The sequence below is a fragment of the Kosakonia pseudosacchari genome (assembly GCF_015167415.1).
GTDB classification, from domain to species: domain Bacteria; phylum Pseudomonadota; class Gammaproteobacteria; order Enterobacterales; family Enterobacteriaceae; genus Kosakonia; species Kosakonia pseudosacchari.
On the sequence record NZ_CP063425.1, the window covers coordinates 3,536,191 to 3,552,275 of the forward strand.

Sequence of the window (16,085 nt, forward strand, 5' to 3'; positions counted from 1 at the left end):
GCAGGAGTAAAGTTCGCACAGTGAAAGCGTCAGCTCACGCTACCTCGTTAACTGACGCACGTGATTCAAGATTTATTATTACCCGATAAGCTATCATCGGCAAAATCATCATGTTCGCGGTTATCCCGATGAGTAGCTGTCTGCTTACGTATCTGAGTCGCCAACTCCCCTCCAATAGTTTGTTGGACACGAGAAGAATTGCTACTTCGCTTCATTTTCTGGTACTCAGCAGCTCCGTTGGCCATGATGCTTCCCATATGGCTTGCCATGCGGCCAGCTCGTGAGAATGAAGCAAACCCCTGACTTCCTCCGCTGGCGCTAACTGAACTGCTCCATGCTGACGAACCACCGGAACTGCCTGAGGGTTGGCCTCCAGAAGTATCTACAGAACCGGTATCTTCCCCGCCGCCAAATCCTCCACCGGAACCGCCTCCACCGCCTGAACCAGATTCCTCGGCCATGGCAGCTTGCGCAGACTCGAACGCTGCCTTTAATGCAGAGGCTCCGCCGCTGACTTGAGCTGATGCCCCCATTGCCATTGCTCCAACACCGCTGATGGCAGTAGCGGCAGCGCCAGTAATCATACCCGCCCCAAATCCACCAATCCCTTGTAAAGAAGCCCCTCCTACAACACCTGATAACAACAGTGGTAGCTTATTCGTTAATACTAACAGGATAATTGACGCCAGAAGCAAAACGATAAGACTATTAAGATCAGGAACATCATCTTTAATAAGAGAAAAGTATTGATCTATAAATGATTGTCCAATCCCAATAATTAATGTCATCGTGAATAATTGAATGCCAATCGATAAAACAGTTCGTAAGTAATTAATTGCTATATCAGAGGTCCATTTCGAACCACCAAATCCAAGCAATATAACTCCTGCATAACATAACACCCATGCAGAAACCAACATGATTAGCATATTTATCGCTATAAGGGACATCACTACCAAAACGATTATCGCGACTGTTATCATAATGGTGGATATCATTGGCGACCAAATTGATGCGGCTGAACTGACCTTTGTTAATATCGCAAACGCCATATCAACTATGCTTGAGGGCGAAATACCAGTACTTATTCCTAAAGCGTTTGCTGCAAGTTGCCTCATTGAATTAATTATGGATTGCGATATGGATGGGCCGTTGATTAAAAGATAATAAAAAAAACCAATGACGGCAAAAAAGCGAACTATTTCAGCAAGTACGCCTGTCAACCCTTCCCCTTGCATCGCCATCATACCAAATGTCCAAACCATACTTATTAATACCAGCCCCCAGAAGAGCCAATTTGCATAGTCAGCAATTACTGTTGTCCATGTACTGGCTACTTGTTGAAACTTATCTAATAAAGAATCAAGTAGCCCGCTACTATCTAATTGACCAGCATAGGCATTTATAGAAAAGAAAATTATGATACCTAAAAAGGTGAGCTTACTTACTATTTTCATGATTACCATTCTCGTTTAGGGCTTGGATTGTTATTACTACGCAATGCACACTTATCGGATCTATGTGCATCAAATTTATTATCTGGCATCGATGAGCAATCGTTATCTTTTTTTTCGCAAGAACATATAATCATTGAAATGATTATAATAAAAACCATCATAATTTTATTTTTCATTCAGTTGTTCCTCACCAAATTCGCTTCGGGCTTGGTGTGTTCTGCCCAGCTAATACGTTCTCATCAGCAGCTATTTGTTGGGCTTCTTTATCGGCCTGAGCCTGTGCCAGTGTTGCCGCAGCGTTTTGTTGAGCTATCAGAAGCGAGCGGATTTGCAGTAACTGGTTTGTCTGCGCGCTGGCAAGCTGGGTAGCGGCCTGAATAGCTTCCATTTGCCCTTGTGAGCCGGTTGCCTGAGTTTGCAAATCTGCAAGGTTATCAGCATCGCTCTGCAGGGTGTTCTGCTGTTCGTCAATTACCTTAAATAGCGCGTCATTGGCCTTTTTACGTGCCCCTGAACTGTTCTGTTCAGCTTCACGCAATGCGCTAATTTCAGACGAGGTACATTTAACATTGCTGTTAAAGCAAGGTGATGTCCTGTAGTAGTTAACATCCTGATATCGTTTCAGGTACGCATCGAGACTCCCGGCCTGATTCTTGTAGTAATTAAGGGTATCCTGCACCTGCAACAATTTATTAATTGTTGAATTTGCCTGGTCCCAGATATAGGCCGCAGGAGCTACGGTGTTCTGCAGCATGTTTTCATACTGCTGCAGCTGCGTCTGGTACTGCTGGATTTGTTTAGCCACAGCCTGAACGTTGTTAACTGCGCTGATTGTGGTCTGAACCACATTGGTGCCATCAATAACGGGAATTCCGGCCTTCACCGGTAATGCCATGACGGACGCCACGAAAGGAACTATTAAAGCTTTTTTAGCGGCTAAAATCCCTCTTTGTGATGAAACCAATCGGAACATTAAATTCATTTTCTCACCTCTTATTCAACAGATTAGTAATCTTTAACACTCTGTCTGTTAACAGATGCAGGTATATAGGAAACCACACATTTATTTATCCAAGATTTTATCCATAATGTTCCTTAGTTCTTGCCGAGTTGATTCTATTTTCGCAAGCAAGGTTCTTATCAGTGTGGGTGAAAAATCAACTGTTCGAGGATCATTTGTGAGCCATAATTTAAGTAATCCTCCAAGTCTTCCAAGATCAGCGTTTACTCGACTAAGTTCATTAACCTGTTTTATATCTACGATAGAATCAACCTGATAACCCATTGCAACTCTACGAACAAAACAGGCAACACTTAATCCAGATGCTTCTGCATTTTCTTGGATGAGAACTTTTTCTTCGGGTAAACAATAAACTTTTATTGGCGTACTATTTTTTCTAGTCTGAGTAACTTTCATATAGCTCTCCATACAGGCGGTAGCCTGGCAGCCTCGCAGAGCAGGACGCCCTTGAGCCGCGATGCGGCGAATAGGGAGTGGTAAAGTTGGAACACCGTAGCGGTGGGCCTACTTTACATGTCCTGCCCTACAATTGCCGTTGTATATCTTTGCAAGACAATGTGTATTTCAGTGTACAGGATGTGTTTTCTTAGCGTATTAATATAGGATTACTCGAGTAAAGATCTGCAGCAAATGTGTTTTTTGCAAGGAAACTATATTTCTCCCTTTTGAAAATGACCTTTAGTAGTTATAAATGGACGTCCACACTGTATTTATGTTTCGATATATCGTAAGAAGTTTTTTATTTTCTCATACACTTTTTTACTTACCTTGTCTAAGCATGTGCATTGCAGATTTTAGCGGCTAAAATCTGCCTCCCTATGCATAAAGCCAAGGGTGTACCTCATATGTCATAAAATCTAACTCAAGTATTAATATGCCAAGCGTGTAAGTAATCTCTTCTTCTGGCGTACAACCATCGGCCTTTGGCCGATTATAGATTTGAAAGCGCCTGCTCAGGCAGGTGATTTCAAAGCCTGAATATACTGATTGATCCTGAATAACCTGCAAAGGAGTTAAAAAATCAGGCCTCTGTAGCACACTGGCGGGCCGTTACAGCACATCGCCGGGCCGTAACGACACGCTACCGGGCCGTTGTAGCTCGTTTTATCCTAGAATTTTGTATCTCAATGCCAATCGCTAGAAATTGTTTGCTATCTTCTTTTAATCTCCTCCGATAGTTACGTAATGTCATATTATTAGTACCTTCACCACTGACAGCTAAAATTAATGTATCAATATGCCAGCCGCCTTTAGGATCGTGCTTATGTGTTAATATATGACGTGCAACTGCTTGACTAATACCATGCTGGAGACGAGCAATAGGACCAGGATCATGATGAAAATGCAAATCTCGCTTCAACAACATTACCAATGCAACACCCAAGCGTACTCTCCATAGGTTACGTTCACCACCAGTTAGAGGATTACGCCTGGTCATTGGTGAGGGTACGACATGGTCAATTAAACCGCCTAGAATGCAATAACCGTTTTTTTCTAAATCTGGTGTTACTATTTCAACAGTCGCCACTCGTAGATCAACGAGTAGTTTTTTAATTCGATCATAACTGTATTGTGCATCGGATAGAGTTCGGCGTACTTTCGCTGGATCTACTAATAACTCGATTCCTCCATCAGAAATTTCTCGACGTTTCTCGGCCACATAGAGCATTGTTTCCACAATATCCGCATGACGTTGTCCTAGTCTTCCGGTAACTCGACAACGACCAAAACTAGTCTCCATCCACTGCCCCTTCAGCGTCAAGGGACGTTGACTTGGTTGGTACAGAATGACTCTAGCCTGCAAAGCAGTACTAGTAGGTGTAACTTTATTACCAGTTATCATTTTCTGCACCACTCCATGAAGACATACATTCTTTAGCTATTTGTTTTTTATTCTTCGAATTGAGTTGTGTTATCCTTAATACTCCCCCCTCATGTCTCTGTAACCAACAATCTGGCGCACGTTCTCCATAATTTGCTTTATTTATTCCAAATCTAACAAATTGACCTCGAACATCATCAGAAATACCATACGTCTTCGCTTCTAAGGCGGTCATGCCCGCCAGATAAGATTGCCACCGTATATTATCAACCAGGACGCTACTACCCCTGCTTGCATGCTGTATATCACCAACACCCATCGTGGCAGCGCCTTTGTTTAAATGGTGTAGAAATATAATCGAACATCCAGTATCAGCAGCAATACCTTCTAGTTTTCCGATGACTTTGGACATTGCTGCGCTATTATTCTCATCCTCCTGGTGGAAACGGCGAAGAGTATCCAAAATTATTAAACGTCTACCTTTTGAAACTTCATTGATCAAGTTGCTCCAATCCGGCAAGAAAATATTTGGACACTTCCCTACCAAAGGTTCGACCAGTAGCTTATCGGCTACAATCTGCTGCTGACGTGCTGTTAGATATTTTCCCAAAGCATATAAACGATGGTGAACGATGGTTTCAGAGTCCTCCACAGGTAAATATGCCACCAACCCAGTCGGATATTCACCAAAGTTTAAAAGATCTACACCACAAGTAATCTGCACAGCCAATTGTAATGCCAGCATTGACTTTCCAACGCCTCCCGGAGAAACAATCGCTCCGATAGTACCAATAGCCAAATTAGGCAAGACGTAATCAATTGGTTGCGGCTTAACTTCAAATGCTTCCATTATGTTCAATGACATTGCTGTTACCTACCTAAAACAACACCGGGTCTGGCCGCTTTAAACATTGCTGATTTACGATCCGCAATCCACTGTTCTACTTCGGATAACTGCCATGCTACATTTCGGCTAGTAAGTGCTATACGGCGAGGAAACTCGCCTCGCTGTTCAAGGTTATAAATGGTGCGGGCTGACAATGGGATCATTTCCAGAAGTGTTTTTCTGTTAATGAGCGTGCTATGTGCCTTTGTTTGCATCTGCCTTCCTCCTGTTTCCAATCAGGCCTATACAATGCCAAGCATTACCACTTGCTAAAACCTATTCATTGGCTAAAATGGTTGACATGAAAATTACTATCTGGGAAGGCTGTGACCTCACAGTTGCAGCTGCAATTAAATTATTTGTAGAGCGTAGTTATCCGTACTCCATATTTTCACGGAGGTATCCAATACTGCGTCTCATACAGGAAGTTATTGATCCAGCAGTAGCTGCTTATGTAAATTCCCTGCCACCAAGTTATAAAGACTACATTTCTGGAGTAAATCTAGGATTTAGTGATGTACTTAAAAAAGTGGGCTTAAACGTCGTAGTACAGGCACAAAGACTTCTTTTGCGTAATTTCGTTCTGACTTTAGATCAACAAAATTCTCTTGATAAATGCTTTACCGCTACGATTGAGTCTCTTATTGAATTAGTCAGTGAGTGCGCATCCAAGCGGCCGAAGAAGTCCTCTCCTGCAAAAGGAGTAACTATAAATTCACAGCGTAAGCTCGGTTATTGCGAGTTCTGCGGTAATCTAACCGAATTTTCCAAGTTGATCAGTGAGATATCAGAATTTGTTGCTAACGATAATGAGTTCCCCGTTCATGAAAAACAGGTCCTTAGTCATCGATATTGTTCTGACCATAGGCCCAAACTCACCAATGGTCTATGGAATCCCAAATACAGACAAGGAAAGCGGTCTCTCGAACAGTTCAATAAAGAATTAATAAGGCTTAGACGGCAATGCGCTAAACCGCATAAAGCTAACGCAAACACAGGGGATATATTGATTGATACATATTTTCATGAGTGGATGCAGGGTCAAACTTTAACCCCAGCAGATCTAGATAAACTTAGGAATATCGCCAGACGAATGGTTGACTCCAAATTCACTGATACTAAGAAAAAAATAATCATATTAAAACACCAAGGTTTTAACCAGTTTGAAACCGCACAGGTTTTAGAAAAAAATCACTACACAACTATGACAAAGCAGGCTGTGTCCAAGGCCTTAGCGTCTGTGAGGAAAGAATTTTATATTTAAAATAGTATATCCACGAGCTATTATGGTGGCAGTTTAAATCTTAATATCATCCACTTTATTGAATTACAACCAGCCACTTACGAGGGTTTTTCGCGATTACCCTGCTTCAAATTGATGATTTTGAAAATACAGTATTATAGTTTATTGTTTGTAGCGCAGCTGTAAGCGTTATGCAAAACGGATCACAGTGATACTACCTCACCAGTAAATCACTGAAACCGATCTGTAATGACATAGAACGAATTGGTTTTATGGTTATGCAATGGTTCATCCCCTTACTTGTCCCTGACCATAAAAAGCATTCGCTTTCCTGAAAGCAAGTCTAAGCCAAGGGGCGTTTACAGTTGTCTTATCTTGGCTCATTAGGTACTGGCTTAATTATTAGAATCATGTCGGTGGCATTTAAGTCCAAATATGCCCAAAATTTTAGCAGCTAAAATTCGTCTTCTCATGTAGGGTCAAGAAGCTTATGACTTAACCTATTGATTATGTGAATTACCTTGTGAGTATTACTCGTAGGATGGAATCTTCCAAAACTCTGACAATTCACTCTGAATGCATGGTAACAAAGAACAGTTTAAACCATAGTCTGTTCAGCGTTAAATTTCTCAAGATAGACTTCCATTTCGCGAGTCCACCTAGGGGTAGGTACCGAGGTGATCATTAGCCAAGGAAACCACCATACAAGCATGAAGAGTAACATAAGCGGTGCGATCATTTCGGCCGAAGAATGAGAAACTATATACATAATGAATAATATTAGTAGAACTGTGTTTACAATCTGACCTACCAGAAAAAGACGCCAGCGAAAACAATGCCATTTCCTGTTGAACACAATCCGTCCATCCCGTTCTTCGAGCCAGTTACGCCACGGCTTGAGATAACCAGCCCGCAACCCATAACGATCACACATTATTACAGCCAAATCCTGCAGCCGATAATTATACAAGCCTGTGAGCCGATAAAGGCTGCGCTGACGAAGCTCACGCTTTGCCAGACGGACCGCATTTTTATTTAAATATGGCTGTGTCAGCATTTGCTCTAGCCGGCGCTTCCTAAGATTGAGTAGTCCACGAAATACACTTCCAGATTCAGCATTAATTACTCTGTGACGAACTACACCGAGTGCAATATAGATACACAGCAATAGCCAGCCGGTCTTAGGGTATTGATTCATCCATTGTATAATTACAGACAACTCAGGCACTTTTATTTTTCCTTTTTATGCAATCCAGATAAAACCAGTAAAGATTCAGTAAATTTTAGCGGCTAAAATTGCTCTCCTAGCGTAGATAAAAGAAGCATATCCACTTAACTTACTGATTATTAACTACTTACTAGTCCATTCATCAATCATATTCGCCCAATCTTGTAGCATCTCAGCCCTCTGCTCACGATATTCTGCCTTGTTATAAACAGCTCGTACCCCTTTTTGTTCATGGGCAAGGCACTTCTCAATCCAGTCAGTATTGTACCCGGCCTCATGTAGCAAGGTGCTGGCAGTACGCCGTAAGTCATGGGGACCAAACTTAGGCAACAACTCCCCTTCTTTCTGAGCCAGACGATACGTCAGTGTCAAAACCCGGTTTAAAGTAGCGCTACTCATTGGCGCATCGGAATCGTACCGCGAAGGAAGGATAAAATCAGAGCTACCGGCAAAGGTTTTGAGAGCAATCATAATATCCATTGCCTGTCTGGAAAGAAAAACCAAATGGGGATTACGTCGTTTCATCCTCTCCTTTGGTATCGTCCATAATGCCTCACTAAAATTGATCTCGTGCCAAGTTGCGTTAGTAAGCTCACTTTTACGTACCATCGTTAACAGCAAAAGTTTAACCGCTGCTCTGATTGATGGCGTCGTTCCTACCCGTTCCATGTACCGATACATCAGACCAATTTCAACTGGCGTCAATGCCCTGTCACGAGGCTCAAATTTCGCTATGCTTGCAGGCCGTACCAGATCAGCGGGATTCTCAACCTTCTGACCGCGCTCAATAGCCCAGCGATAGACTTGCAATACAATCTCTCTGGCGTGCACAGCTGTCGCCGGTGCCCCTCTCTCGACAATGTTATCGGTTAATGCGCGTAAGTCTTCATGTGTAATCTCGGTCAATTTCTGCTGCGCAAATTTTGACTTCAACTCCCTTTGATATACCGAACGCCGCATATCACGCGTCGATTCAGCCATTTGATAACCGCGTAACCATTTCTCAGCCCATGCACCAAAAGTCTCCGCATCTTTGATACGAGCTTTATCTCTAGCTTTTTCCCTCGCTGGCGATCTTCCACCGGCAACCATTTTTTTAGCTTCATTGAGCCGTTCACGCGCCTCTGCAAGCGTGATCCCTCCCACACCATAGCGGCCAAAAGTAACGGTCTCCTGTCTTCCGTTTATTGAATAGTTATAACGAAATGAGATCGTTCCAGCCGGAGTGACCGCAACATACAGACCATCACGGTCATTAACTTTATAGAGTTTCTCCTTCGGCTTAAGGTGACGCAGCCTGGTGTCAGTCAACATGGTTTATTGTTTTCCTTTATCAAAAAATACCATGTTGTAAAAAATTCAGAAAAGTTATTTAACTATCTGTTTTTAATTAAGTTATAAAAAACAAATACCATAACTCAACCGAAATTTATCACATGGTACTTTTTCAAACCTGAATTCAAAACCAGAGAGTACCATCAAAAATTCCATTGAAAAAACCGTGCTTCCCGTTGCTAACAGCTGCCAGAAAGTGCCAGACATAAAAACAAAAAAACCCGCAGTTACGCGGGCTTAGAGGTACTTTACTGCTTTTACGTGCAGGCTGTTACCAGACGCGAAATCATTCCCACTCAATCGTCGCTGGCGGTTTACCGCTGATGTCATACACCACGCGGGAGATACCGTTCACTTCATTGATAATGCGGTTGGAGACGCGGCCGAGGAAATCGTACGGCAGGTGCGCCCAGTGTGCGGTCATAAAGTCGATGGTTTCTACTGCACGCAGCGAGACAACCCAGTCGTATTTACGACCGTCGCCCATCACGCCCACGGAGCGAACCGGCAGGAACACGGTGAACGCCTGGCTCACTTTGTTGTAGAGATCGGCTTTATGCAGCTCTTCGATAAAGATCGCATCGGCGCGGCGCAGCAGGTCGCAATACTCTTTCTTCACTTCGCCCAGCACGCGAACACCGAGGCCCGGACCCGGGAACGGATGGCGGTAAAGCATGTCGTACGGCAGGCCCAGTTCCAGGCCAATTTTACGCACTTCATCTTTGAACAGCTCACGCAGCGGTTCAACCAGGCCCATCTTCATCTCTTTCGGCAGGCCGCCCACGTTGTGGTGAGATTTAATAACGTGCGCTTTACCGGTTGCCGAAGCAGCGGATTCGATCACGTCCGGGTAAATGGTGCCCTGCGCCAGCCATTTCACGTCTTCCAGCTTCAGTGCTTCTTCGTCGAACACTTCCACGAACACGCGGCCGATGATTTTACGTTTGGCTTCCGGATCGTTCTCACCGGCCAGTGCAGCCAGGAAACGGGATTCCCCTTCCACGTGAACAATGTTCAGACCGAAGTGGTCGCCAAACATGTCCATCACCTGCTGAGCTTCGTTCAGACGCAGCAGACCGTTATCTACGAACACGCAGGTCAGGTTTTTGCCAATGGCGCGATGCAGCAGCATCGCGGTGACAGAAGAGTCCACGCCGCCGGAGAGGCCGAGGATCACTTTGTCATCGCCAACCTGCTGGCGGATACGCTCAACAGCGTCATCGATAATTTTTGCCGGCGTCCACAGCGCTTCACATTCGCAGATATCGCGCACGAAGCGCTCCAGCATACGCAGGCCCTGGCGGGTGTGAGTCACTTCCGGGTGGAACTGCACGCCGTAGAAGCGTTTTTCTTCGTTCGCCATAATCGCGAACGGGCAGCTTTCGGTGCTGGCAACAGTGACAAAGTCAGACGGAATCGCCGTTACTTTGTCGCCGTGGCTCATCCACACGTCCAGCAGAACTTTGCCTTCTGCGGTCAGCGAATCTTCAATACCGCGAATCAGCGCGCTGTCGGTCTGCACTTCAACCTGCGCGTAGCCGAATTCACGCTCGTTAGAACCTTCAACGTGGCCGCCGAGCTGCATCGCCATGGTCTGCATGCCGTAGCAAACGCCAAGCACCGGCACGCCAGCTTCGAAGACATATTGCGGTGCACGCGGGCTGTTGTCTTCGGTGGTGCTTTCCGGGCCGCCGGAAAGGATGATACCGCTTGGATTGAAGTCGCGGATCTGCGCTTCGGTGACATCCCACGCCCACAATTCGCAGTAAACACCCAGCTCACGCACGCGGCGCGCAACCAGTTGGGTGTACTGAGAACCAAAATCGAGGATAAGAATACGATGTTTATGAATGTTGTCCGTCATTGACGTTACTTCCGAGGCAAGTTACGAAAGCGCCCGGTGAGAGCACCGGGCGCGAAAATCATTAAGAACCCATGCGGTAGTTCGGGGATTCCTTGGTGATGGTCACGTCGTGAACGTGGCTTTCCTGAATGCCCGCGCCGCTGATGCGCACGAATTCCGCTTTGGTGCGCAGGTCGTCGATAGTACCACAGCCGGTCAGCCCCATACAGGAGCGCAGGCCGCCCATCTGCTGGTGAATGATCTCTTTCAGGCGGCCTTTATAAGCCACGCGGCCTTCGATACCTTCCGGGACCAGTTTGTCGGCGGCGTTATCGCTCTGGAAGTAGCGGTCAGAAGAGCCTTTGGACATCGCGCCCAGCGAGCCCATGCCGCGATAGGATTTGTAAGAGCGGCCCTGGTAGAGTTCGATTTCGCCCGGGGATTCTTCAGTACCGGCAAGCATCGAGCCAACCATCACTGCGGCAGCGCCTGCGGCGATCGCTTTGGCGATGTCGCCAGAGAAACGGATACCGCCGTCAGCGATAACCGGAATACCGGTGCCTTCCAGCGCTTCAACCGCGTCGGAAACGGCGGTGATCTGCGGAACGCCCACGCCAGTCACGATACGCGTCGTACAGATGGAGCCAGGGCCGATACCGACTTTCACCGCGCTCACGCCCGCTTCTGCCAGTGCGCGAGCACCTGCGCCAGTGGCGACGTTGCCGCCGATGATTTGCAGATCCGGGTATTTGGCACGGGTTTCACGAATGCGCTGCAACACGCCTTCGGAGTGGCCGTGGGAGGAGTCAATCAGCAGCACGTCAACGCCTGCGGCAACCAGCGCGTCAACGCGTTCTTCGTTACCTGCGCCCGCACCAACCGCTGCGCCAACGCGCAGCTGACCCTGCTCATCTTTACAGGCGTTCGGTTTACGTTCTGCTTTCTGGAAATCTTTAACGGTGATCATGCCGCGCAGGTGGAAGCTTTCGTCGACAACCAGCGCTTTTTCAACGCGTTTTTCGTGCATTTTGGCAAACACGACTTCACGGGATTCACCTTCACGCACGGTCACCAGACGCTCTTTCGGCGTCATGTACACACTAACCGGCTGGTTCAGGTCGGTGACGAAACGCACGTCGCGACCGGTGATGATGCCCACCAGTTCGTTGTCGCCATTCACTACCGGGTAACCGGCAAAGCCGTTACGTTCGGTTAGCTCTTTCACTTCGCGCAGGGTGGTGGTCGGCAGAACGGTTTGCGGGTCTTTAACCACGCCGGATTCATGTTTCTTCACGCGGCGAACTTCTTCTGCCTGACGCTCAATCGACATGTTTTTGTGAATAAAGCCAATGCCGCCTTCCTGTGCCAGGGCGATTGCCAGGCGCGCTTCCGTCACGGTATCCATCGCCGCAGAGAGCATCGGAATATTCAGGCGAATGGTTTTCGTGAGCTGCGTGCTCAAGTCGGCAGTATTCGGCAGAACGGTGGAATGAGCGGGAACGAGGAGGACGTCGTCAAACGTCAGTGCTTCTTTAGCGATACGTAGCATGGGCAATATCTCTGACCTGGGGGGTTAAATATTGCCGTGGCATTATACAGAGCGTAACCGATTGCATCCACACTTTTTTAAGAAAAATACTTGCCATCCCCTCGTTTCGGGTTACTATCGAACGAATAACTTGCTGATTTAGAATTTGATCTGGCTCACATGTCGTCGTTCCAATCCCCCTCAATTTTTACGGTTAGCCGCCTTAATCAGTCGGTGCGCTTACTGCTGGAACGCGAACTCGGCCAGGTGTGGATCAGCGGGGAAATCTCCAATTTTACCCAGCCCGCTTCCGGTCACTGGTATTTCACCTTAAAAGACGATACCGCTCAGGTGCGCTGCGCGATGTTCCGCAACAGCAACCGTCGCGTCACTTTTCGCCCGCAGCACGGCCAGCAAGTGCTGGTGCGCGCCAATATCACGCTGTATGAACCGCGCGGCGAATATCAGATTATTGTCGAAAGCATGCAACCGGCCGGTGAAGGTTTGTTGCAGCAGAAGTATGAGCAACTTAAAGCGAAGCTCGCGGCCGAAGGGCTGTTCGATCAGCAATTCAAAAAACCGCTGCCCTCACCCGCTCATTGCGTTGGTGTTATCACGTCTAAAACCGGTGCCGCGCTGCACGATATTCTGCATGTATTGAAACGCCGCGATCCGTCGCTGCCGGTGGTGATTTACCCCACTGCTGTACAAGGCGAAGATGCGCCCGCGCAGATTGTACGCGCTATTGAACTGGCTAACGCCCGCGAAGAGTGCGACGTACTGATTGTCGGGCGCGGCGGCGGTTCGCTGGAAGATTTGTGGAGTTTTAACGACGAACGCGTGGCGCGGGCGATTTTTGCCAGCCGCATTCCGGTGGTCAGCGCCGTTGGACACGAAACCGACGTGACCATTGCCGATTTTGTTGCCGACCTGCGCGCGCCCACTCCCTCTGCGGCGGCGGAAATTGTCAGCCGTAACCAGCTGGAACTGCTGCGCCAGGTTCAGGCGATGCAGCAGCGTTTAGAAATGTCGATGGACTATTATCTGGCAGGCCGCAGCCGCCGTTTCGCCCAGATACATCATCGTCTGCAACAACAGCATCCCCAGTTGCGGCTGGCGCGTCAGCAAACCGTGCTGGAACGCCTGCAGCAGCGCATGTACAACGCGCTGGACACTCAGTTAAAACGCGCTTCCGTGCGCCAGCAGCGTGTAGTACAGCGTCTGAATCAGCAAAACCCGCAGCCGCGTATTCACCGGGCGCAAAGCCGCATTCAGCAACTGGAATATCGTCTGAGCCAGAATATTCGCGACCGCCTGAGTGGTACACGCGAACGTTTTGGTACGGCAATCACTCATCTTGAAGCGGTCAGCCCGCTGGCAACGCTGGCGCGCGGCTACAGCGTAACTACCGCGAACGACGGCAAAGTGCTGAAACAGGCAAAACAGGTTAAAGCGGGCGACAAACTGACCACGCGGCTGAACGATGGCTGGGTGGAGAGTGAAGTCAGCGCCGTCACGCCCATGAAAAAAACGCGCCAACGTAAATCCTCTTAATTCACGCGCTCAATAAATCAGACGAACCTATACTTTTTGTTGTTCTTTTTTGTTTTATCAAGGAGATCAACATGAATGCACGTCATCCGTACAGTGTTATCCCGCCCTATATCCTGCGCCGCATTATCGACAATGGTTCTGAACTTCAGCAACGCTGCGCCCGCCAGACCTTAACGCATGTCCAAACGTTGATGGCGCACAGCCACGGTAAAGTCGATGCGCCGCTGGTCACTTCGCCCGGCGAACTGGTCCGCGATATTTATGACGCTCAGCAAAAAGAGACGTTGCCCGGTGAGCAGGTACGCTATGAGGGCCAGCCACCGACAGGTGATGTCGCCGTTACCGAAGCTTATGACTACCTGGGTGTCACCCATGATTTTTTCTGGCAGGTTTATCAGCGCAACTCGCTGGATAACCAGGGGCTAATCCTCAGCGGCACCGTGCATTACGGCCAGGATTACCAGAACGCTTTCTGGAATGGCCAGCAGATGGTGTTTGGCGATGGTGATGGCGAGATCTTCAACCGTTTTACCATTGCCATTGACGTGGTGGCGCATGAACTGAGCCACGGCGTCACAGAAACGGAAGCCGGGTTGATCTACTTTGAACAAGCTGGCGCGTTAAATGAGTCGTTATCCGATGTGTTCGGTTCGCTGGTCAAACAGTATCACCAGCAACAGACGGCGGATCAGGCGGACTGGATCATTGGTGAAGGCTTGCTGGCAAAAGGCATTCATGGCAAGGGGCTGCGCTCTATGTCGAAGCCGGGGACGGCTTATGACGACCCGTTACTGGGTAAAGATCCACAGCCTGCACATATGAAAGATTTTATTAAAACGCGTGAAGATAACGGCGGCGTACACCTGAATTCCGGCATTCCAAACCGGGCATTTTACCTGGCGGCAACCGCTATAGGTGGCTATGCATGGGAAAAGGCCGGATACGCCTGGTATGACACGGTGTGTGATAAGTCACTGGCGCAAAATGCTGACTTCGCCACTTTCGCCAAATTCACCATCAAACATGGCGAGAAACGTTCCGGCAAACAGGTTGCAGCCGCTATTAAACAGGCGTGGAAAGATGTCGGAGTTTTATGATGAACGAACCCGAATTAACCGACGACGCGGTAGTCGAGTTAGCCCGTGAAGGCGGGCTGGCTTACATTCCGAAGCTGAGCGGCGCGCGAAAAATTGTCATCGCCCAACTCAGTGCGGAGCAGCGCCAGCGGCTGGTGGACATTTTGCACCAGACGCTCCCGCTCGCCGAACCGCCAGGCCAGCCGGACTCGCCTGGACGTGGCGATCAACGTTTCTACCGTTTGCAAATCACCTGGACCACCCAGCAAACGGATGTGCTGCTGCTTATCCCGGAAAGCAAAGCGCCACCGTCGTTTGTCGAACTGTGGCGCGAAGGGGAAGAGTGTATTTGTAAGCCCTAGAGCAGCGTATATTCGACGCGTTTTTTCGAAATCAGCCCGTGGCCGTGCTGGCAGAAAAAGTCCACCGCGCCACAGGCTTTTAATACTTCCAGAGGCTGGTGGCACTCCGGGCAATTCGCCTGGATTTGAATGTCTTTGCCGCAGCCGTCGCAGTGAGCATGTGTTCCTACTACTTGCAGCGGGTTATGGCAAGTCGGGCAGGTCAGTTCCATAAGGCGCTCCTTAATTTTTTCACGGCGTTTATCATACACCGCTAACGACAAAAAACCCGCCTGCAGGCGGGTTAAATGGCTCGTCAGGTTTGGTTTACTATTCGCCCACCATCACGAAGCGGGAGCTCTCGAAGGCCTGGTAAATCCGCTGAGAAGGAAATGCCGGGAATGACGCCTGTTGAGCCGCGGTTTTCAGCGCCGCGCAGTAAGCTTTATTCCCTTCTCTGGTCTCAATTTTTTTCAGCGTGCCATCCAGGGCAAATTCCAGATGTAAGCGGCATTTTTTCCCTTTCCAGCCAGAACGATCCGCAAGCCGGGATTCGATCGCGTTTTTTATCGCGCGGGCCTGTTTCCCGTACTCATCCTGGTCGGTAAAACGCCCGGAATCGCAACTGCCAAGCGCGGTGGTTTTATGGCAACCTGAAGGGTGAAGTGGTGTGCAACCAGTCACAACACCGGCCAGAAATATCACCAGTAAAAACATTTTCATTTCATATTCCTTTTGAAATTGTTCATTG

The 16,085-nt window shown here is 48.0% G+C and carries 16 protein-coding genes; 4 read left to right on the top strand and 12 right to left on the bottom strand.

All coding sequences use genetic code 11. The features are described from left to right. Window positions 1-65 precede the first annotated feature (65 nt). The 6 genes from trbL to IP581_RS16655 all read right to left on the bottom strand — a co-directional run bounded on the left by trbL (window position 66) and on the right by IP581_RS16655 (window position 5,401). Window positions 66-1,457: a P-type conjugative transfer protein TrbL gene (gene trbL, locus IP581_RS16630; protein WP_193820894.1), complete on the bottom strand. Its 1,392-nt coding sequence runs from the start codon at window positions 1,455-1,457 to the stop codon at window positions 66-68. Between the two features lie 187 nt (window positions 1,458-1,644). Then, window positions 1,645-2,439, bottom strand: coding sequence for a P-type conjugative transfer protein TrbJ (gene trbJ, locus IP581_RS16635; RefSeq protein ID WP_059453025.1), 795 nt, complete (start codon window positions 2,437-2,439; stop codon window positions 1,645-1,647). An 81-nt stretch (window positions 2,440-2,520) separates the two neighbouring features. Then, entirely contained in the window at window positions 2,521-2,874 is a 354-nt protein-coding gene (gene traJ, locus IP581_RS16640; RefSeq protein WP_193820895.1) for a conjugal transfer transcriptional regulator TraJ, read from the bottom strand. A gap of 685 nt (window positions 2,875-3,559) precedes the next feature. Further along, a complete protein-coding gene (locus IP581_RS16645; RefSeq protein ID WP_097752545.1) occupies window positions 3,560-4,321 on the bottom strand; it encodes an ABC transporter ATPase in 762 nt (253 codons plus the stop codon). Continuing rightward, the gene (locus tag IP581_RS16650) at window positions 4,308-5,150 is read right to left on the bottom strand and encodes a helicase RepA family protein (protein ID WP_456077467.1); all 843 of its coding nucleotides are present in this window, start codon (window positions 5,148-5,150) and stop codon (window positions 4,308-4,310) included. Before IP581_RS16650 ends, IP581_RS16645 begins: the two co-directional genes overlap by 14 nt. A 20-nt stretch (window positions 5,151-5,170) precedes the next feature. After that, entirely contained in the window at window positions 5,171-5,401 is a 231-nt protein-coding gene (locus IP581_RS16655; protein WP_023308174.1) for a helix-turn-helix transcriptional regulator, read from the bottom strand. Window positions 5,402-5,478: 77 nt separating this feature from the next. Here IP581_RS16655 and IP581_RS16660 point away from each other — a divergent pair, with 77 nt between their 5' ends. Further along, on the top strand, window positions 5,479-6,450 hold the full coding sequence (locus IP581_RS16660) for a LuxR family transcriptional regulator (protein WP_407659158.1): 972 nt from the start codon (window positions 5,479-5,481) through the stop codon (window positions 6,448-6,450). A gap of 577 nt (window positions 6,451-7,027) precedes the next feature. Here IP581_RS16660 and IP581_RS23920 read toward each other — a convergent pair. The 4 genes from IP581_RS23920 to guaB form a co-directional block, all read right to left on the bottom strand. Further along, entirely contained in the window at window positions 7,028-7,657 is a 630-nt protein-coding gene (locus IP581_RS23920) for a hypothetical protein (protein ID WP_023308176.1), read from the bottom strand. A gap of 123 nt (window positions 7,658-7,780) precedes the next feature. Then, complete coding sequence (locus tag IP581_RS16665) at window positions 7,781-8,971, bottom strand: tyrosine-type recombinase/integrase (protein ID WP_193820899.1); 1,191 nt, start codon at window positions 8,969-8,971, stop codon at window positions 7,781-7,783. 307 nt (window positions 8,972-9,278) lie between these two features. Then, entirely contained in the window at window positions 9,279-10,856 is a 1,578-nt protein-coding gene (gene guaA / locus IP581_RS16670; protein WP_086870801.1) for a glutamine-hydrolyzing GMP synthase, read from the bottom strand. A gap of 61 nt (window positions 10,857-10,917) precedes the next feature. Next, window positions 10,918-12,384 (bottom strand): IMP dehydrogenase, encoded by a 1,467-nt coding sequence (gene guaB, locus IP581_RS16675; RefSeq protein ID WP_017458982.1) that lies wholly within the window; start codon window positions 12,382-12,384, stop codon window positions 10,918-10,920. Between the two features lie 159 nt (window positions 12,385-12,543). On the opposite strand from guaB, the gene xseA reads away from it, so the two are divergent. The 3 genes from xseA (at window position 12,544) to IP581_RS16690 (ending at window position 15,355) form a co-directional block, all read left to right on the top strand. Next, on the top strand, window positions 12,544-13,917 hold the full coding sequence (xseA, locus tag IP581_RS16680; RefSeq protein ID WP_193820900.1) for an exodeoxyribonuclease VII large subunit: 1,374 nt from the start codon (window positions 12,544-12,546) through the stop codon (window positions 13,915-13,917). 71 nt (window positions 13,918-13,988) lie between these two features. Further along, window positions 13,989-15,014, top strand: coding sequence for a M4 family metallopeptidase (locus IP581_RS16685; RefSeq protein WP_086870797.1), 1,026 nt, complete (start codon window positions 13,989-13,991; stop codon window positions 15,012-15,014). Next, the gene (locus IP581_RS16690; RefSeq protein WP_176519675.1) at window positions 15,014-15,355 is read left to right on the top strand and encodes a protealysin inhibitor emfourin; all 342 of its coding nucleotides are present in this window, start codon (window positions 15,014-15,016) and stop codon (window positions 15,353-15,355) included. Before IP581_RS16685 ends, IP581_RS16690 begins: the two co-directional genes overlap by 1 nt. Here IP581_RS16690 and IP581_RS16695 read toward each other — a convergent pair. Both IP581_RS16695 and IP581_RS16700 read right to left on the bottom strand, forming a co-directional pair. Continuing rightward, entirely contained in the window at window positions 15,352-15,567 is a 216-nt protein-coding gene (locus IP581_RS16695; RefSeq protein WP_097400277.1) for a zinc ribbon domain-containing protein, read from the bottom strand. The two genes, IP581_RS16690 and IP581_RS16695, sit on opposite strands and share 4 nt — an antisense overlap. A gap of 97 nt (window positions 15,568-15,664) precedes the next feature. Next, a complete protein-coding gene (locus IP581_RS16700) occupies window positions 15,665-16,057 on the bottom strand; it encodes a cell envelope integrity TolA C-terminal domain-containing protein (RefSeq protein WP_193820901.1) in 393 nt (130 codons plus the stop codon). Window positions 16,058-16,085 lie beyond the last annotated feature (28 nt).